General features: G+C 42.5%; 15 protein-coding genes. 7 read left to right on the top strand and 8 right to left on the bottom strand.

What is annotated here, in order from left to right; genetic code table 11:
- The first annotated feature begins 331 nt into the window (after nt 1–331).
- The gene (tnpA, locus tag AC1XUD_RS06405; protein ID WP_483360141.1) at nt 332–796 is read left to right on the top strand and encodes an IS200/IS605 family transposase; all 465 of its coding nucleotides are present in this window, start codon (nt 332–334) and stop codon (nt 794–796) included.
- 11 nt (nt 797–807) lie between these two features.
- Here the strand turns inward: tnpA and AC1XUD_RS06400 are convergent, their stop codons facing one another.
- The 6 genes from AC1XUD_RS06400 to AC1XUD_RS06375 all read right to left on the bottom strand — a co-directional run bounded on the left by AC1XUD_RS06400 (nt 808) and on the right by AC1XUD_RS06375 (nt 7574).
- The gene (locus AC1XUD_RS06400) at nt 808–1167 is read right to left on the bottom strand and encodes an MmcQ/YjbR family DNA-binding protein (RefSeq protein ID WP_483360140.1); all 360 of its coding nucleotides are present in this window, start codon (nt 1165–1167) and stop codon (nt 808–810) included.
- Nucleotides 1164–1343: a DUF6728 family protein gene (locus tag AC1XUD_RS06395; RefSeq protein WP_483360139.1), complete on the bottom strand. Its 180-nt coding sequence runs from the start codon at nt 1341–1343 to the stop codon at nt 1164–1166. Before AC1XUD_RS06395 ends, AC1XUD_RS06400 begins: the two co-directional genes overlap by 4 nt.
- Nucleotides 1344–1505: 162 nt before the next feature.
- A complete protein-coding gene (gene ispG, locus AC1XUD_RS06390) occupies nt 1506–3509 on the bottom strand; it encodes a (E)-4-hydroxy-3-methylbut-2-enyl-diphosphate synthase (RefSeq protein ID WP_483360138.1) in 2004 nt (667 codons plus the stop codon).
- Nucleotides 3510–3860: 351 nt separating this feature from the next.
- On the bottom strand, nt 3861–4955 hold the full coding sequence (locus AC1XUD_RS06385) for a GHMP family kinase ATP-binding protein (protein WP_483360137.1): 1095 nt from the start codon (nt 4953–4955) through the stop codon (nt 3861–3863).
- Between the two features lie 3 nt (nt 4956–4958).
- Complete coding sequence (locus tag AC1XUD_RS06380; RefSeq protein WP_483360136.1) at nt 4959–6179, bottom strand: sugar MFS transporter; 1221 nt, start codon at nt 6177–6179, stop codon at nt 4959–4961.
- A gap of 45 nt (nt 6180–6224) precedes the next feature.
- Nucleotides 6225–7574 carry a Gfo/Idh/MocA family protein gene (locus AC1XUD_RS06375; RefSeq protein WP_483360135.1) on the bottom strand — a complete coding sequence of 450 codons (1350 nt, stop codon included), beginning with the start codon at nt 7572–7574 and terminating at the stop codon, nt 6225–6227.
- 284 nt (nt 7575–7858) lie between these two features.
- Between AC1XUD_RS06375 and AC1XUD_RS06370 the strand changes: the two genes are divergently transcribed.
- Both AC1XUD_RS06370 and folE read left to right on the top strand, forming a co-directional pair.
- Complete coding sequence (locus AC1XUD_RS06370) at nt 7859–8275, top strand: 6-pyruvoyl trahydropterin synthase family protein (protein WP_483360134.1); 417 nt, start codon at nt 7859–7861, stop codon at nt 8273–8275.
- Nucleotides 8235–8924, top strand: a complete 690-nt coding sequence (gene folE, locus AC1XUD_RS06365) for a GTP cyclohydrolase I FolE (protein WP_483360133.1) — start codon at nt 8235–8237, stop codon at nt 8922–8924. Before AC1XUD_RS06370 ends, folE begins: the two co-directional genes overlap by 41 nt.
- An 80-nt stretch (nt 8925–9004) precedes the next feature.
- Here folE and AC1XUD_RS06360 read toward each other — a convergent pair whose 3' ends face one another.
- Together AC1XUD_RS06360 and AC1XUD_RS06355 are read right to left on the bottom strand one after the other, a co-directional pair.
- Nucleotides 9005–9928, bottom strand: coding sequence for a sugar phosphate isomerase/epimerase family protein (locus tag AC1XUD_RS06360; protein ID WP_483360132.1), 924 nt, complete (start codon nt 9926–9928; stop codon nt 9005–9007).
- A 40-nt stretch (nt 9929–9968) separates the two neighbouring features.
- Nucleotides 9969–10985: a cation diffusion facilitator family transporter gene (locus tag AC1XUD_RS06355; RefSeq protein WP_483360131.1), complete on the bottom strand. Its 1017-nt coding sequence runs from the start codon at nt 10983–10985 to the stop codon at nt 9969–9971.
- Between the two features lie 46 nt (nt 10986–11031).
- Between AC1XUD_RS06355 and AC1XUD_RS06350 the strand changes: the two genes are divergently transcribed.
- The 4 genes from AC1XUD_RS06350 (at nt 11032) to AC1XUD_RS06335 (ending at nt 14428) form a co-directional block, all read left to right on the top strand.
- Nucleotides 11032–11577 carry an NUDIX domain-containing protein gene (locus AC1XUD_RS06350; protein ID WP_483360130.1) on the top strand — a complete coding sequence of 182 codons (546 nt, stop codon included), beginning with the start codon at nt 11032–11034 and terminating at the stop codon, nt 11575–11577.
- A gap of 1 nt (nt 11578) precedes the next feature.
- Nucleotides 11579–12193, top strand: coding sequence for a LysE family translocator (locus AC1XUD_RS06345; protein ID WP_483360129.1), 615 nt, complete (start codon nt 11579–11581; stop codon nt 12191–12193).
- Between the two features lie 109 nt (nt 12194–12302).
- A complete protein-coding gene (locus AC1XUD_RS06340; protein ID WP_483360128.1) occupies nt 12303–13130 on the top strand; it encodes an alpha/beta hydrolase in 828 nt (275 codons plus the stop codon).
- A gap of 98 nt (nt 13131–13228) precedes the next feature.
- Nucleotides 13229–14428 carry a DUF5009 domain-containing protein gene (locus AC1XUD_RS06335; RefSeq protein WP_483360127.1) on the top strand — a complete coding sequence of 400 codons (1200 nt, stop codon included), beginning with the start codon at nt 13229–13231 and terminating at the stop codon, nt 14426–14428.
- Nucleotides 14429–14567: the final 139 nt, after the last annotated feature.

Genomic DNA, 14567 nt, shown 5'->3' with positions numbered 1-14567 from the left:
GGATGGCATGAATATCGAAATCGGAATAAATGTCGATTTTGTTTTTCGCGGAAATGGCGAATGAACGTTATCACCCCTTCGGGGTTTTGTGAATGTATAGGATTATGTGTTTTGCTATAATAGTGTCAGCCTTTCAGGCTTTTACGATTGAAGTCTCGAATAATACTGACTTGGAAGCAAATGCACGAAATCCCGAAGGGATGATATTATTATAGAATGAATACATCAGCAGTATTATAAATCCCGGAGGGATGACATCATTATTTGATAGAAATGTTGTATCCTAAAGCCAACCTATGAGTCTAACTTGCGCACGAAAAGTTAAAAGCTAATGGCGGGAACATATTCTCAAATATACATTCAAATAATATTTGCCGTAAAGGGGAGGGCAAATTTGATTCAAAAGGAATGGCAGGACGATCTGAACAGATATATTAGTGGGATCATTAAAGGAAAAGAACAGAAACCAATCATTGTCAATGGGGTTGCGGACCATATACACTGCTTCGTAGGTTTAAAGCCTTCTATGGCAATATCCGATCTAGTAAGGGATTTAAAGAACAATTCCTCCAAACTTATCAACGAAATGGGTTTGATAAAAGGGAACTTTCAATGGCAGGAAGGATATGGGGCATTCTCATATGCGCACTCGCAAATTGAACAAGTATATCAATATATTCTCAATCAGCAAGAGCATCACAAAACCAAAACATTTCAGGCGGAATATTTAGAATTCCTTGGGAAATTCGGTGTTGAATACAACCCGAAATATCTGTTTGACTGGGTGGATTTGTAGGTCTGATGCTCTTAGGTAATTTTTAGGAGTACCTCCTTATCTTTCTTCGGAAGACTGTGAACAACGAGATCATAAGAATCTTTCACCCAACCAAAAAACGTATCTGAACTGGCAGAGCCGTTTACGTAGACCGTATTCCAATGCTTTTTGTTCATATGGTATCCGGGCACCACGAAATCATGTTTTTCTCTCAGCTCGACTGCCTTTTCGGGATCACATTTGACGTTGAACTGCATTTTGGGCTCATCCAATGGGGTGAGCAAAAACACTTTACCACTTACCTTGAATACTAAAGTTTCAGGGCCAAAGGGGAGTTCTTCTGTTACTCCGGGCAAAGCGAGGCAAAAATCGCGGAGTGTCTCTAAATTCATCGTGTCAGCGCGCGAAAGATCATAATTACAACACAAATCAGAAACATGACAATAGATATCCTGTTGATTCCATGCATCATCCTGAGGTTGAATGAATTCGGAGCATTCGGGTCTGGTTTTTTGAATACGCGAATGAAGTAATGGAAAACTTCACCCAATTGAAAATACTTCTTCATGGAAAATTAATGTTGAATGAGCGAATGAGAGAATGTTGGCGTGTTTGACTTATTGAATTTTGAATTAACTAATCGAATTTTCTTGGAATCACTAAATGATAAGCTTTGTTCATTTCCAAAGCTTTTGAACGAGCAACCATTCGCTCATTCGCTTATTCAAAACTAAACTAGCACCTCCACGTCGGCTTGTTCGATCCAGCGGCCGTCTTCACGGATCAGGCTGATGAGTTCTTCAACGGCCTTTGACGCATGTACTGAACGCTTTATTACTTCTTGACCCCTATATAACGCAATTTTATCTTTACCCATACCTACATAACCATAATCGGCATCGGCCATTTCGCCGGGACCGTTTACGATGCAGCCCATGATGCCAATTTTTACCCCTTTCAAGTGCTCGGTGTGTTTCCGGATTAAGGCAGTTGTTTCCTGGAGATCGAATAAAGTACGTCCGCAGGAAGGGCAGGATATATACTCCGTTTTGGACATACGGGTTCTTGCGGCCTGTAATATCCCGAACGCGATACTGTTGAACGTCGATGCTGTTGCCTTGTGATCATTCGCATTTTCTTCAAACACAGGACTCAAAAGAACACCGTCGCCTAGTCCGTCGATCAATAAGCCACCGATATCCGTTGCTGAATATAACGTCAGCGCGTCGCCCAAAGTAGATTGATATGCTCTTTGAATCACGACAGGAAGTTTTACCTGATGATCGATCAATTTGAAAAACAAGCGGCGGAGTTCCGGCATAGCGTGCTCATTAGATGTATATATCAGCAAAACAAGATTTGCAGCCCTGGATATATCAGCAAGAAGAGAATCAGTCAGATCGCTAATCTTTATTTTCAGAAAATTCAGCGTTTTTGACAAAGATTCTGAATCGGTGTTATGCCAGTCTGATATTGTTAAAAGCGGAAATTTATTGATCTGGTCCTGATGATTTTGCCAGATATCAAAGTTTTGGATCTCCTTCAAACCATTCGGCAACATAAATGGAGTTGGAGTATCGCCGGTATATATAAAATCAGCACCCTGGTCATTCATCGCCCACTTGTCCGGAACCGGCAAAAAGAAATGACCGATACTTTTCAGATCATCGAATTCCCGAACGGCTATATTGGAAAAGTCGGCAATGACCCTTGGAACGTTCGCGCCACCCAAATTATATACCTCTTTCGTTTCTCTTCTTGAATAGTGGAAAGGATTAATTGGAATTTCAAGTACCGGTTCGATAGGAGCATGATTTGAACGGAGGGTATATCGTTCAATCAGCGCGCGTGCAACAGGAGCCTCTTTCTCAGGAGCTTCCGTCAACGAGACACGAACCGTATCTCCCAATCCGTCTTCCAGAAGTGTTCCTATTCCAACTGCCGATTTGATCCTGCCATCTTCCGCTTCGCCAGCTTCTGTCACGCCCAAATGCAGTGGATATGGTTTCAAACCTTCCTCATCAAGTCTTTGAACCAACAAACGATATGCTTCGACCATTACCTGCGTGTTGCTGGATTTCATCGAAAGCGCAATGTTGTAATAATTGAATTCTTCGCATATCCGAAGAAACTCCAATGCCGATTCCACCATGCCGAGAGGTGTGTCGCCATATCGACTTAAAATCCGGTCAGACAGCGAACCATGATTCGTGCCAATCCGCATCGCCGTTCCGTATTCCTTGCAAATAGTAACCAATGGAATGAACTTCTCGCGAATCCTTTCAAGCTCGGCTGCATATGACGCATCGGTATAATCAATGACTTCAAATCGTTTCCTGTCAGCGTAATTGCCGGGATTTACGCGTACTTTTTCAACAATGCGAGCTGCCAATTCGGCGGCATTTGGCGTAAAATGAATATCAGCTATCAGAGGAACTTTGATACCAATTTTGTGCAATCCATTTCGGATGTTTTCAAGATTTTGTGCCTCTTTGACGCTTGGCGCTGTAATTCTCACATATTCACAACCTGACTCCACCATTCGGACTACTTCATCAATCGACCCCTGCGTGTCCATCGTATCAACGGTTGTCATCGACTGAACACGGATAGGGTAGGCGGAGCCCATCGGAATATCTCCAATGTTGATGGTTATTGTTTCCCTTCTTTTATATTCTGTTAAAGACGGGCAATAAATCAATTTTGAATTTTCAGCAGCAGTAACTACAGTCATATTTGGCTATTAGCGATTAGCTATTAGTTTTTAGCTTTTAAATTTATTACGCCGCGGATATGCGAATCCGGGCTTTGTTGTAATACCTCTACAAAGTTCACGAAACAAAAACACAATCCGAATTGATTTGGTGCTTTTTTGAGCCGTCGGCTGTTATGTTTTACCTATTAGGTTGGTTTCGGTGTTTTTAAGTCACCCTGGGGAGGATTGAGACTTTGTTTTTGCCCGCAAAGCGCAAAAGTGAAAAAAGGTAAGATCGCAAAAATGCCTGATTCAGCCTCTTTGTGATCTTACCTCTTTTCTTATCTGGTTTGCGTAAACGCTTAACCAATCACAATATAAGCTCAAAGGCTAATTGCTAACGTCTAAAAGCTCACTCGTTCCTTCATCCACCCGAATGATATAGCTTTTGCCTCCTTCTCTCTCAATCGCTTCCGCCACATCCTCTGCGTTCTTTGGAGCATATGCAAACATACAGCCTCCTCCTCCGGATCCATTGATTTTCCCGCCGAGCGCACCAGCATGAAGCGCGGCGGTCATCATGCGTTCTATTTTCGGAGTAGAAGTGCGCTTGTGATCTCTAAGGTTTTTGTAGTGCTTATATAAAAGTGCTCCAAAAGCGCTGTCAAATTCTGCAGCGGTTTCCGGAGAAGGATTTTGGGTCAGCAATATTTTACCCTGAATCAATATATCCCGATCGTCCAGATTGGCTTGCAGAAGACTCAATTCGTCGGAGGATAGTATAACGCCATATTGAGAACTGCCTTCAAGTGGCGAATGAAAGATGGAAAAGTTCGGATCATAATTGGTGACTTTCCTGATCACATCTTCCATACCATATCTGCATCGGGACAAGATACCGATCGTGTCTTTGGGTTCAAGTGAATCTCCCAACACAAAAGTCCCGAGCGTTGGCGTCAAAGCTTCCACTTTTATTTCGGGCGTTGATTCCAGATAAATTACATTTCCAATTGCTGTGGAATAGTGATCCATCATCCCACCTGGCTCACCAAATTCGGGCACCTCGGCGAGATATGCGATCTCACCGATTTCTTTTTTTGAAAAATTACGGGGCGTGTCACTCATTTTATCCAGAAAATGGGCCCATGAAACAATCAGAGCCGATGAGCTGGAAGTTCCCGAGTTAATCGGGATGTTTCCATGAATAACGCACTCGAATCCCTTCGAAAATGTAAGCCCTTTTCTTTTTAATACATTGATAGTACTTCTGAAATAATCCCGTTGTTTGACATAAGGGAAAGTTTCAGAAAGCGAAAATGCTTCGCTCAGGCCCAGATCAGGCAGGTGTAATATTACCTTGTCATCAGAGCGATAGTCGCCATCAATACTTATTCTTCTTGAAATTGCAGCAGCAATAACGGGTAGTCCAAGATAATCCTGATGTTCTCCAAAAAAACAAATTCTACCAGGGGTTGAAACCTTCATGAACTACCAGCTTTTCTTTTTGTGACCTATTATACCGAAATAAAGGATGAATGCATACAGTGGAAGCACCAAAAGATATGCTTTTTGAGTACTGCCAATCGAATCAGCAATACCTCCGTAAATCAATGGCATAATTGCTCCTCCAGAGATACCCATTACTAATAGTGCAGAAGCAATTTTGGTAAATTTACCCAAACCACTTAATGCCAAAGGCCATAACGCAGGCCAGATTACTGCGTTTGCAAAACCTAAAACAGCTATGCACATAACAGACGTAAACCCAGTGGTCAGGAATGAAGCAATAGTGACAACTACGCCCAAAGTTGCTGAGAAAATCATATATGCCTGCTGGGAGACAAATTTCGGAATAAGCACGATACCTAGAAGATACCCGAACATCATCCCGCCCAAAGTATATGCTCCAAAATCTCTTGCCTCGGATTCCGGGATACCGAGAGAAACGCCATAACTGATGATTGTGTCAGCCGCAATTACTTCCACTCCAACATAGCAGAACAACGCTATCACACCTAATACAAGGTTTGGATACTGAAATACACTGGTCTTCTGAACGGCAACAGGAGCGCCTGCGACTGGCTCATCTTCTTCCTCACTCACCTCAACCAGACCTTTTGTCATACGGATAATAAGTGCAAGTGCAACCAAAATCCCCGTCAGAATAAGATAAGGAACGACCACTTTGTCAAGCTCGTCTTTTGGATCTACGGATGCTACTCCCGCCAAAAGCAATTTGCCAATGACAAGCTGGCTGATAATACCCGCACCTTTATTAGCAATACCCATAACCGAGATCCTTTGGGCAGCACTTTCGCGGGGCCCTAGAATTGTAGCATATGGGTTAGAAGCTGTTTGTAAAACTGTGAGGCCAATACCGATTGTGAAGAGGCCTACCAGAAACAAAGGATAAGAAGCCATTTCTGCGGCTGGAATAAAAATAAGCGTTCCAACAGCCATCACCATCAGGGCCAGCGACATACCATTTTTGAAACCTGTCTTTTTAAGAACCATCGAACACGGGATGGCCATGATCGTGTAAGAAATGAAGAACGCGAAGGTAACAAAGTAAGAACTGGTATTATCCAGTGAAAATGCTTTTTTGAAGAAGGTTATAAGGGTTCCATTAACCCAGGTGATGAAGCCCATCACAAAGAATAAAACACCAATAATAATGAGTGGGCCGAGATAGTTATCTTTTTTGGTCATTTAGAGAGTAATTATAGGTTAGATATGGTTGTCATTTAGGTTAAGTTAAAATTCATCGTTCAAGCCAAAGATGCGTTTGTTGGTCTTCCATTTTCCTCTTGTAAAATCAGGGATTTCTACCGGAGAGCTGCCCCTCGCTATCGAAAGTTCTGACAAAGGACTGATCGCGCTCCAGGCTGCTGCGTCATATACATCAATCGGCGGTGCTACTTTCCTTTTAATCGATTCAATAAAACCTCGGAAAACGAAATAGTCGATTCCGCCGTGTCCTGCATTTTTGGCAGCTTCTTCATTTTTCTTCCAAAGCGGGTGATCGTACTTTTCAAGATACCGCTTGTCAGGTTCAGATGTATGTTCTTTCGGAGAAACGCCCTCAATATAAATAGAATTTCCGTCATTCATCCAAATCCCATTTGTGCCCTGTGCTCGAAAACCCAGTGAATAGGGGCGGGGTGAGTTGGTATCGTGGATGATCACGATGTTCTCTCCATTATGACATTGAATGACTGTCGTAACGATATCGCCTAGTTTGAAATTTACTTTCGCGTTAGGATGCTCTTTTCCGCCATGATCAACAATATACTTATGCAGACCGAGCGATTTCGTTGAAGTTGACGTCAGGTAGGCAAATGCATTCCCTCTGTTGATATCCAGCCAGTGCGCCACAGGACCGAGTCCATGGGTCGGATATATATCGCCATTTCGGTCAACCGAATGTTGCGTGCGCCATTTGGCCTCCGAATATCCCTTTTCTCCAAACTCTACACCCAGCTTGTTGCTTTTACCGTCATTAAGCTTAATACCACGCAAATCGTGCTGATATCCGCAATGCGCATATGTCATTTCACCAAACATGCCTTCACGTACCATTTTCAGGATAGCCATCACATCACGGCGGTAGCATACGTTTTCAAGGATCATGCAGTGAGATCCCGTTTTTTCGAATGTATTCACCAAGTCCCATGATTCCTGTAAAGTAACAGTTGCGGAAACTTCCACGGCAGCATATTTACCTGCATTCATCGCTGCGAGTGTCATGGGTACGTGCCATTCCCAGGGCGTCGCAATCAGGATACCGTCCAGATCGTCTCTTTTGACCATGTTCAGGAAATCTTCCTTGCCTTTTGAATAGACTGCTGGTTCTTTTTTACCGGCCTTTTTTATTTTGTCGAGTGCTTTGCCAACTGAATCCGGGTCGATATCGCATATTGCGTTTACATCAACGTCACTCCTGAAAAGCGCTTGTTCCAGGTGATTTCTTCCCCGAAGACCAACACCAATGAAACCCAAACGGACTCTTTCGGCGGGTTTTGGCTTATTTAATAGGATTGTTGGGAAGATTCCGGTGGCTGAGGCTGCTAGTGTAGATTTTTGAAGAAAATTTCGTCGATCCATATAAGGGTTAGGTAAAATATAGAAAACACAGTCGTTTATTTGCCAAAGGGCGCAATTTACATTCAAAACTTATATATTTTAAATTATTTTAATTAATAATATTGGTCTGCTCAAAACCGGCCATGAATTTTATTAAAGATTTCATTGAACAATTTTGATTTACAATTCGTTGAAGAGGACAAGCAAATCCCAAAGAGCATATCAGGACCTGCTCGGTGGTTTTAATGTGTTGTGCACAAACTTTGTAACGACATTAAACCTTTATCGAATTTTAGCCTAAATCTATGACCTATAAAGTGTCTGTATTCCGTCGCGAATACTTTAATGCAGCTCATCGTTTGAATAACCCGGAGTGGTCCGAGGAAAAAAATGCCGCTGTTTTTGGTAAATGTAATAATCCGAATTTTCACGGCCATAATTATGAACTTGTGGTGCAGGTTACCGGCGTTGTGCATCCTGAAACAGGGTACGTAATAGATATGAAGGTGCTGAGCGACATTGTTAAAGAGCATATTCTTAACAGGTTCGACCATCGGAATCTGAATCTCGATGTCCTTGAATTCAAAGAACTGAATCCATCGGCTGAAAATATCGCCATTGTGACTTACAATATTTTAAGAAACTTAATTGACCCTGAGCTTGCTCTGAAAATACGTTTATATGAAACAGAACGGAACTTTGTTGAATACCCCGTTGATTGAAAATATTGATATTGAAGAGATCGGTGATGATCATGAATCTTCTGCAATCGAAACGCCTCTTCGAACAGATGCTTTTGCTATGGAAGATAGAGAGAAGATCGAGCTCATTGAAAAGCATTTCAAAAGTATCATGGAGATCATGGGACTGGACCTCACCGACGACAGCCTGAGAGGAACACCCAAGAGAGTCGCTAAGATGTATATCAAAGAGATTTTCAGCGGTCTTGATCCAAAAAACAAGCCATCGGCGACGTTGTTTGACAACAAATACAACTACAACCAGATGCTTGTTGAAAGGGATATCTCTGTGTTTTCAAACTGCGAGCATCATTTCGTCCCGATATATGGCAAAGCGCACGTGGCCTATATATCGAGTGGAAAGGTGATCGGTTTGTCAAAATTAAATCGCATTGTCCATTATTTCTCTAAAAGACCTCAGGTGCAGGAAAGGCTGACAATGCAAATTGCAAATGAATTGAAGAAGGTACTGGCAACTGATGATGTGGCCGTTATGATTGACGCGAAGCATATGTGCGTGCATTCCCGGGGGATAAAGGATACTAACAGCTCGACGGTAACTACATCATACAGTGGTAAATTTGAAGAAGAAGCAACTCGTAAGGAATTTTTGGGATATTTGGGGATGTAGTTCTTTCAAATATTCATATATTAAAGAGGCCAGATTTTGTTGACAAAATCTGGCCTCTTTCTGTAAAAGGAATAAAACCCTTATTTGATGGTTGGTCCGATGCGCTCCAAAAGTGCTTTGGTTGCCTTAATACCTTCTCTTTCAGAAAGTTTGCTTCCTTCGTATTCGATACCCGCTATTCCACGGAAACCGCTGTCTTTCACAACTTTGAGGATCTTGGTATAGTCCGTTTCGATACAATCTCCTTTTTCGTCGAAATCATATGTTTTGGCACTAACACCTTTTGCGAAAGGCATTAACTCCTGAGTACCCAAATAGCGATCATAGGACTCTTCACAACCTTTGCTGCCTCTCTTGATACAGAAATTTCCAAAATCAGGCAGTGTACCTACGTTTTTCAAATTAACCTGCTTCATTACTCCCGACAACCATTTGCCATTCGAAGAAGAGCCACCGTGGTTTTCGACGATTATGTTAATACCCGTTTTTGCAGCAAATTCACCCAATTTCCCAAGGCCGTCGACAGCTGCTTTTGCGATTTCTTCGTCAGTTCCTTTACCGAAAGCATTCACACGGATCGTTTTGCAACCCAAAGTTTTGGCAGCTTCTACCCATTTGTAGTGATTTTCAACTGCTTTATTTCTCACTGCGTCGTCCAGCTCGCCCAAGCCACCCTCACCGTCGATCATGATCAGGTTGTTTTTAACACCATTGTCCTTCGCACGCATATTCAATTCAGCCAAATAGGCCGAATCCTGCGCCTTGTCCTTGAAAAATTGATTTACGTATTCAACGATACTTATATCAAATTCCTTTTTTGCAATCGCTGGGAAGTCCAGGTTGGTGATTTTTTTGGCGAAAAGTTCTTTATGCAGGGACCATTCAGCAAGAGAGATCTGGAACCAGAGTTTTTCCGGTGCAGCTGCAAAAAGGTCAGAGAATGTAGCAGTTGCTAATGCCGCGGCACTTGCCTGCTTTAAAAAGTCACGTCTTGAAAAAGTCATTTAGGATAAAGATTTAGAGCTGATTATATAGATGTTATGGTTATTGTTCTTTGATGTGGGTGATAGCCTGGGTGTACAACTTCTCATTTTTGGCCAGTTTTTCAGCATCCCACTCGATATCTTCTACGAAAACATGCTGACGCACCGGGCAATTCTCCATTCTGCAAAACGAACAACATTCTGGAATACATGGATCTGGATGAACAAATATTTCAGTTTCTCCATTATGGCCAGCCTTCAAAATATTTTCGAAAGAATGAATTGCCTCATGGACTCTCACAAGCTCCCAATAATAGGGAAGCGTCAAATGGCAGTCGATATGCAGGTCGGAGCCATATTGCTGAACGCGCAAGTTATGAATATCAATCCAATGTTTTTTCTTGTGATCCTGTAAGGTTTCCACAATTTTATCTAAAAGAGCCGGCTCCACTGCGTCCATAAGCCCTGCAACTGATTTGGAAACCAGCTTGCTGCCGCTATATGCGAGGAACGCACCAAAAAGTAAAGAAGCTATGCTGTCAATCCAGGTATAACCGGTCAGCAAAATCAGTCCGATACTGAAAACCAGCACAATACTGCTGATACCGTCTGAAATCAAATGATTGCCATCAGCTGTGAGCGCTAGTGAATTTGCCTTTTTTCCTTCTGACACGAGCTTATACCCTATCGCCATGTTGACGGCTATAGTAAAAACGATGAAAATCGTTCCGGTAGCAAGATTATCGATCGGCGTCGGGAGAATTAACCGCTGAATGGCCTCATATATAATAAAAATGGAAGCGATTACGATCAGCGCACCTTCAAAACCTGCCGAGAAGAACTCTATTTTTCCATGACCGTAAGGATGGTTTTTATCTTTGGGCTGGGCAGAAAGATAGATGCTGTAAAACGCAAAACCGCTGGCTATTACGTTGATAATCGACTCCAGCGCATCGCTTAATATTGCGTTGGAAGAAGTAAGATAATATGCGAAGAATTTCAAACCTGTGAGGACGATGCTGGCCAGAAAAGACAACAATATGAGCCGTTGTTTGAGCTTATTTTGGTTTATTTGCATTTCTCATGGAGTATTGAGTGCCAAATTTACTAATAAAATACGGGTTATGTCCACAGAAAATAATTGGAAAACACTGTCGGAAACTATTGTTTACCAGAATCCATGGCTGGAGTTAAGTCACCGTGAGGTAATTAACCCTTCCGGGAATGATGGGATATATGGATTGGTTAAATTCAAGAATAAGGCAATTGGTGTAATACCTTTGGACGACGAAGGAAATATCTACTTGGTAGGGCAGTATCGCTACGCGATCGACGAATATTCATGGGAAATTCCGGAAGGCGGAGGTTTAGTGGGAACTGATCCTTTGGACGCAGCCAAAAGAGAGTTAAAGGAAGAAACTGGTTTGGTTGCCGATAAATGGTCGCAGTTGGCGCGAATTCATACCTCCAATTCGGCCACCAACGAAGAGGGATTTCTATATTTGGCCGAGGGGCTGTCACAACAAGAAGCAGAACCGGAAGAAACTGAAAAGCTGGAAATAAGAAAAGTTTCGCTAGAACACGCGGTGGATATGGTGATGAGTTCTGCGATAACCGATTCATTGTCAGTATGTGCGATACTGATGCTGGCAAGGAATAAGGGAGTTTGATATGATAGAATCTTTAATTTACGGGTTCTTCACGGGTGTTGGCCTTTGCCTCACGTTTGGAACCGTTTTCTTTTCACTCGTTCAAAATAGCGTAGATAACGGATATCAGACAGGGATCAAAATTGCTTTGGGCGTTTTTGTCTGCGATACCATTTTTGTTTTTTTTGCCATATTCGGAACTGCATTTTTGCCAAATATTCCCCATTTTCAACAATGGATGGCGGGCGTAGGGGTCGTATTTTTGTTGGCTATGGGATTAGGGAACATCGTCAAAGGCCAGCCGGTTGTTTCTTATCCCAATACCAGATTCGGAAATTTCCTTTTCTACTTTTCGACAGGCTTTTTATTGAACGGTTTGAATCCGGTCAATTTTTTTAGTTGGGTAACGATCGCATCATTCATCAGGAGCAACTTGCATTACAATTTTACGCAAGTGCTCATATTCTTCGGGACCAGCGTAATAGCGATTCTGATCGTAGAAAGTGCGATTGCCATTTTTGCGCATAGGCTTAAAAGGATTTTTACTACACGGGTTTTAACAGTGTTCAATAAAGTGACGGGTATATTTTTTATTCTTATCGCCTGCCAGATATTCTATACTAATTTTATCAAATGACTGAGCTTACACTTAACAAGTTTTCAAACTTGGTAAGTGTAAAAAACGCCTTTTATAGTAAAAATTCCATTCAAAGGTCTTTGCTATCAAATCCACGGAAATGATCATAATGAAAAAACAGACTCAGCTGTTACTGCTTTTTGTGCTTATTTCGCTCAAGATACTCGCACAAAATAATGATCCACGCGTCAAGGCTAATATTCCTTATTATTCGGAAAAAGAGGCGGCTGGAGATCCATACAAGAAGGAGCGGGGCTTGTTAGATATCTATCAACCTCAAAATGCAACGAATTTGCCTGTCATTGTCTGGTTTCATGGTGGCAGTTTGACAGGTGGCAACAAGGAATTGCCCGAGGAGCTCAAAACAGGTAAGTATGTCCTGGTCGGCGTTAATTACCGCTTATATCCTAAAGCTAAATGTCCGGCTTATATTGAAGATGCGGCGGCTGCAACTGCCTGGGTTTTTGGTAATATTCAAAAGTATGGGGGAGATCCAACTCGTATATTTATCAGCGGACACTCTGCGGGTGGTTATTTGGCAAGTATGATCGTACTGGATAAAAAATGGCTCTCCAAATATGATATCGACGCCAACCGTGTGGCAGGATTAGCTCCTTTTAGCGGGCACGCTATTACGCATATGACCATCAGAAAAGAAAAAGGTATTCCAGATACTCAGCCGGTTGTAGACGAATATGCGCCACTTTTCCATGTTCGGGCGGATGCTCCGCCTACACTGCTAATCACGGGCGACAGGGAACTGGAAATGTTGGGCAGGTATGAAGAAAACGCCTATTTGATGCGTATGATGAAGCTCGCCGGTCATAAGCAGACGACATTATATGAGATGGATGGATACGGTCATGATATGCGACTTCCTGCATACCCTTTATTGAAAAACTTCGTTGACAAAATCAGTAGCAGTCAGGTTAAATAGGAGGGAAATCTTATTGATAACTCACAGGTAGGAGGAAGGTCTATATTTATTGTCCTTAACCGGATGCAGTTTTAACAAGCTCACTTACTCAACGTTCCATGAAAACAATAGTATCGCCGTCCACCGGCAGACTGGATTCAATTGACGTCTTCAGAGCATTCACGATGATGCTCATGATTTTCGTAAACGATTTGTGGACGCTGGTAGGGGTACCCAAATGGCTGGAGCACAGCGCCGCAAAAGAAGATGCGATGGGGTTGTCGGATGTGGTTTTCCCTGCCTTTCTTTTTATAGTCGGCCTTTCTATTCCATTCGCAATCTCCAATCGCAGAAAACACGGTGATGGCAATCTGGAGATCTTGGGGCACATCCTGCTCCGTTCGTTCGCTCTTTTATTGATGGGGATCTACATCGTCAATCTGGAAAATGCGGTCGAAGAAGGGATGATGATCAGTAAATATGTTTGGGAGATCCTGATGGTCATTGCGTTTCTCTTGATTTGGAATGTATATCCCGACCGCATATCCACGCAAACCAATTCGCTTAAAGCGGCGGGCTGGATATTATTGGTATTTCTTGGAATCATGTACAAAGGCGGTGACCCTGCGAATCCTTCTGGTATGGAAACCCATTGGTATGGAATATTAGGTTTGATAGGCTGGTCATATCTTTTATGTGCGCTCGCATATTTGTGGGTGGGTGATAATATTGTCGGAATTATTCTGGCCTGGTTGTTTTTTGTAGCCTTCAATCTCGCCGATTTTGCCGGGATACTCGATTTTATGGATCCCGTTCATAAATATGTCTGGATTGTAGGAAGCGGTTCAATGCCGGCTTTTACCATGGCAGGCGTCACGCTGTCGGTTATATACAGGAAGAAGATGTCAGCCTGGACGCCAAATATTCTGCTTTCAGTTTTAGTAGCACTTGGTATTATATGCCTTGGTTATGGTTTTGCCTCGCGCCCATTTTGGGGGATTTCCAAAATCCGCGCGACGCCAGCATGGGTGGGTATATGCAGCGGGATCAGTTTCATATCCTTTGCCATATTCTACTATGTCGTCGACTATCTTGGCAAAAAGGATTGGGCGAAATTGATCAAACCAGCAGGAACTGCAACGCTTACCTGTTATTTAGTCCCATATATATGGTATGCGTTGAACGCATTATTCGGCCTGGCATTACCTGTGTTTCTGAGAACGGGAATAATCGGTCTAGTTAAATCGCTTATATTTTCGTTCGCTGTAATAGTTCTAACAGGTTTCCTGAACAGACGTGGGATCAAGTTGAAGATTTAACAGACTTTGACAGCGGTAATGGAAAAAGTCGACGATCAACTGTTGCTCGCCAATATTGGTTCCCGAAAGCCGAAGGCCCAAATCTTAATGGTAAACTCTGTACAATTCGTCTTTTAATTGTCGGAACCTAAAAACCTAT

The sequence above is a fragment of the Dyadobacter sp. HNCC25DJ184 genome (assembly GCF_056895215.1).
Note: the sequence above shows the minus strand (reverse complement) of the source record. Positions and strands in the feature narration are given on the sequence as shown.

Coding starts and splice junctions, on each gene's coding strand:
- AC1XUD_RS06360 (WP_483360132.1), bottom strand. CDS start 9,928: ATGACTTTTTCAAGACGTGACTTTTTAAAGCAGGCAAGTGCCGCGGCA.
- AC1XUD_RS06375 (WP_483360135.1), bottom strand. CDS start 7,574: ATGGATCGACGAAATTTTCTTCAAAAATCTACACTAGCAGCCTCAGCC.
- AC1XUD_RS06400 (WP_483360140.1), bottom strand. CDS start 1,167: ATGAATTTAGAGACACTCCGCGATTTTTGCCTCGCTTTGCCCGGAGTA.
- AC1XUD_RS06380 (WP_483360136.1), bottom strand. CDS start 6,179: ATGACCAAAAAAGATAACTATCTCGGCCCACTCATTATTATTGGTGTT.
- AC1XUD_RS06395 (WP_483360139.1), bottom strand. CDS start 1,343: ATGAAGAAGTATTTTCAATTGGGTGAAGTTTTCCATTACTTCATTCGC.
- AC1XUD_RS06385 (WP_483360137.1), bottom strand. CDS start 4,955: ATGAAGGTTTCAACCCCTGGTAGAATTTGTTTTTTTGGAGAACATCAG.
- AC1XUD_RS06370 (WP_483360134.1), top strand. CDS start 7,859: ATGACCTATAAAGTGTCTGTATTCCGTCGCGAATACTTTAATGCAGCT.
- AC1XUD_RS06355 (WP_483360131.1), bottom strand. CDS start 10,985: ATGCAAATAAACCAAAATAAGCTCAAACAACGGCTCATATTGTTGTCT.
- AC1XUD_RS06350 (WP_483360130.1), top strand. CDS start 11,032: ATGTCCACAGAAAATAATTGGAAAACACTGTCGGAAACTATTGTTTAC.
- AC1XUD_RS06340 (WP_483360128.1), top strand. CDS start 12,303: ATGAAAAAACAGACTCAGCTGTTACTGCTTTTTGTGCTTATTTCGCTC.
- folE (WP_483360133.1), top strand. CDS start 8,235: ATGAAACAGAACGGAACTTTGTTGAATACCCCGTTGATTGAAAATATT.
- tnpA (WP_483360141.1), top strand. CDS start 332: ATGGCGGGAACATATTCTCAAATATACATTCAAATAATATTTGCCGTA.
- AC1XUD_RS06335 (WP_483360127.1), top strand. CDS start 13,229: ATGAAAACAATAGTATCGCCGTCCACCGGCAGACTGGATTCAATTGAC.
- AC1XUD_RS06345 (WP_483360129.1), top strand. CDS start 11,579: ATGATAGAATCTTTAATTTACGGGTTCTTCACGGGTGTTGGCCTTTGC.
- ispG (WP_483360138.1), bottom strand. CDS start 3,509: ATGACTGTAGTTACTGCTGCTGAAAATTCAAAATTGATTTATTGCCCG.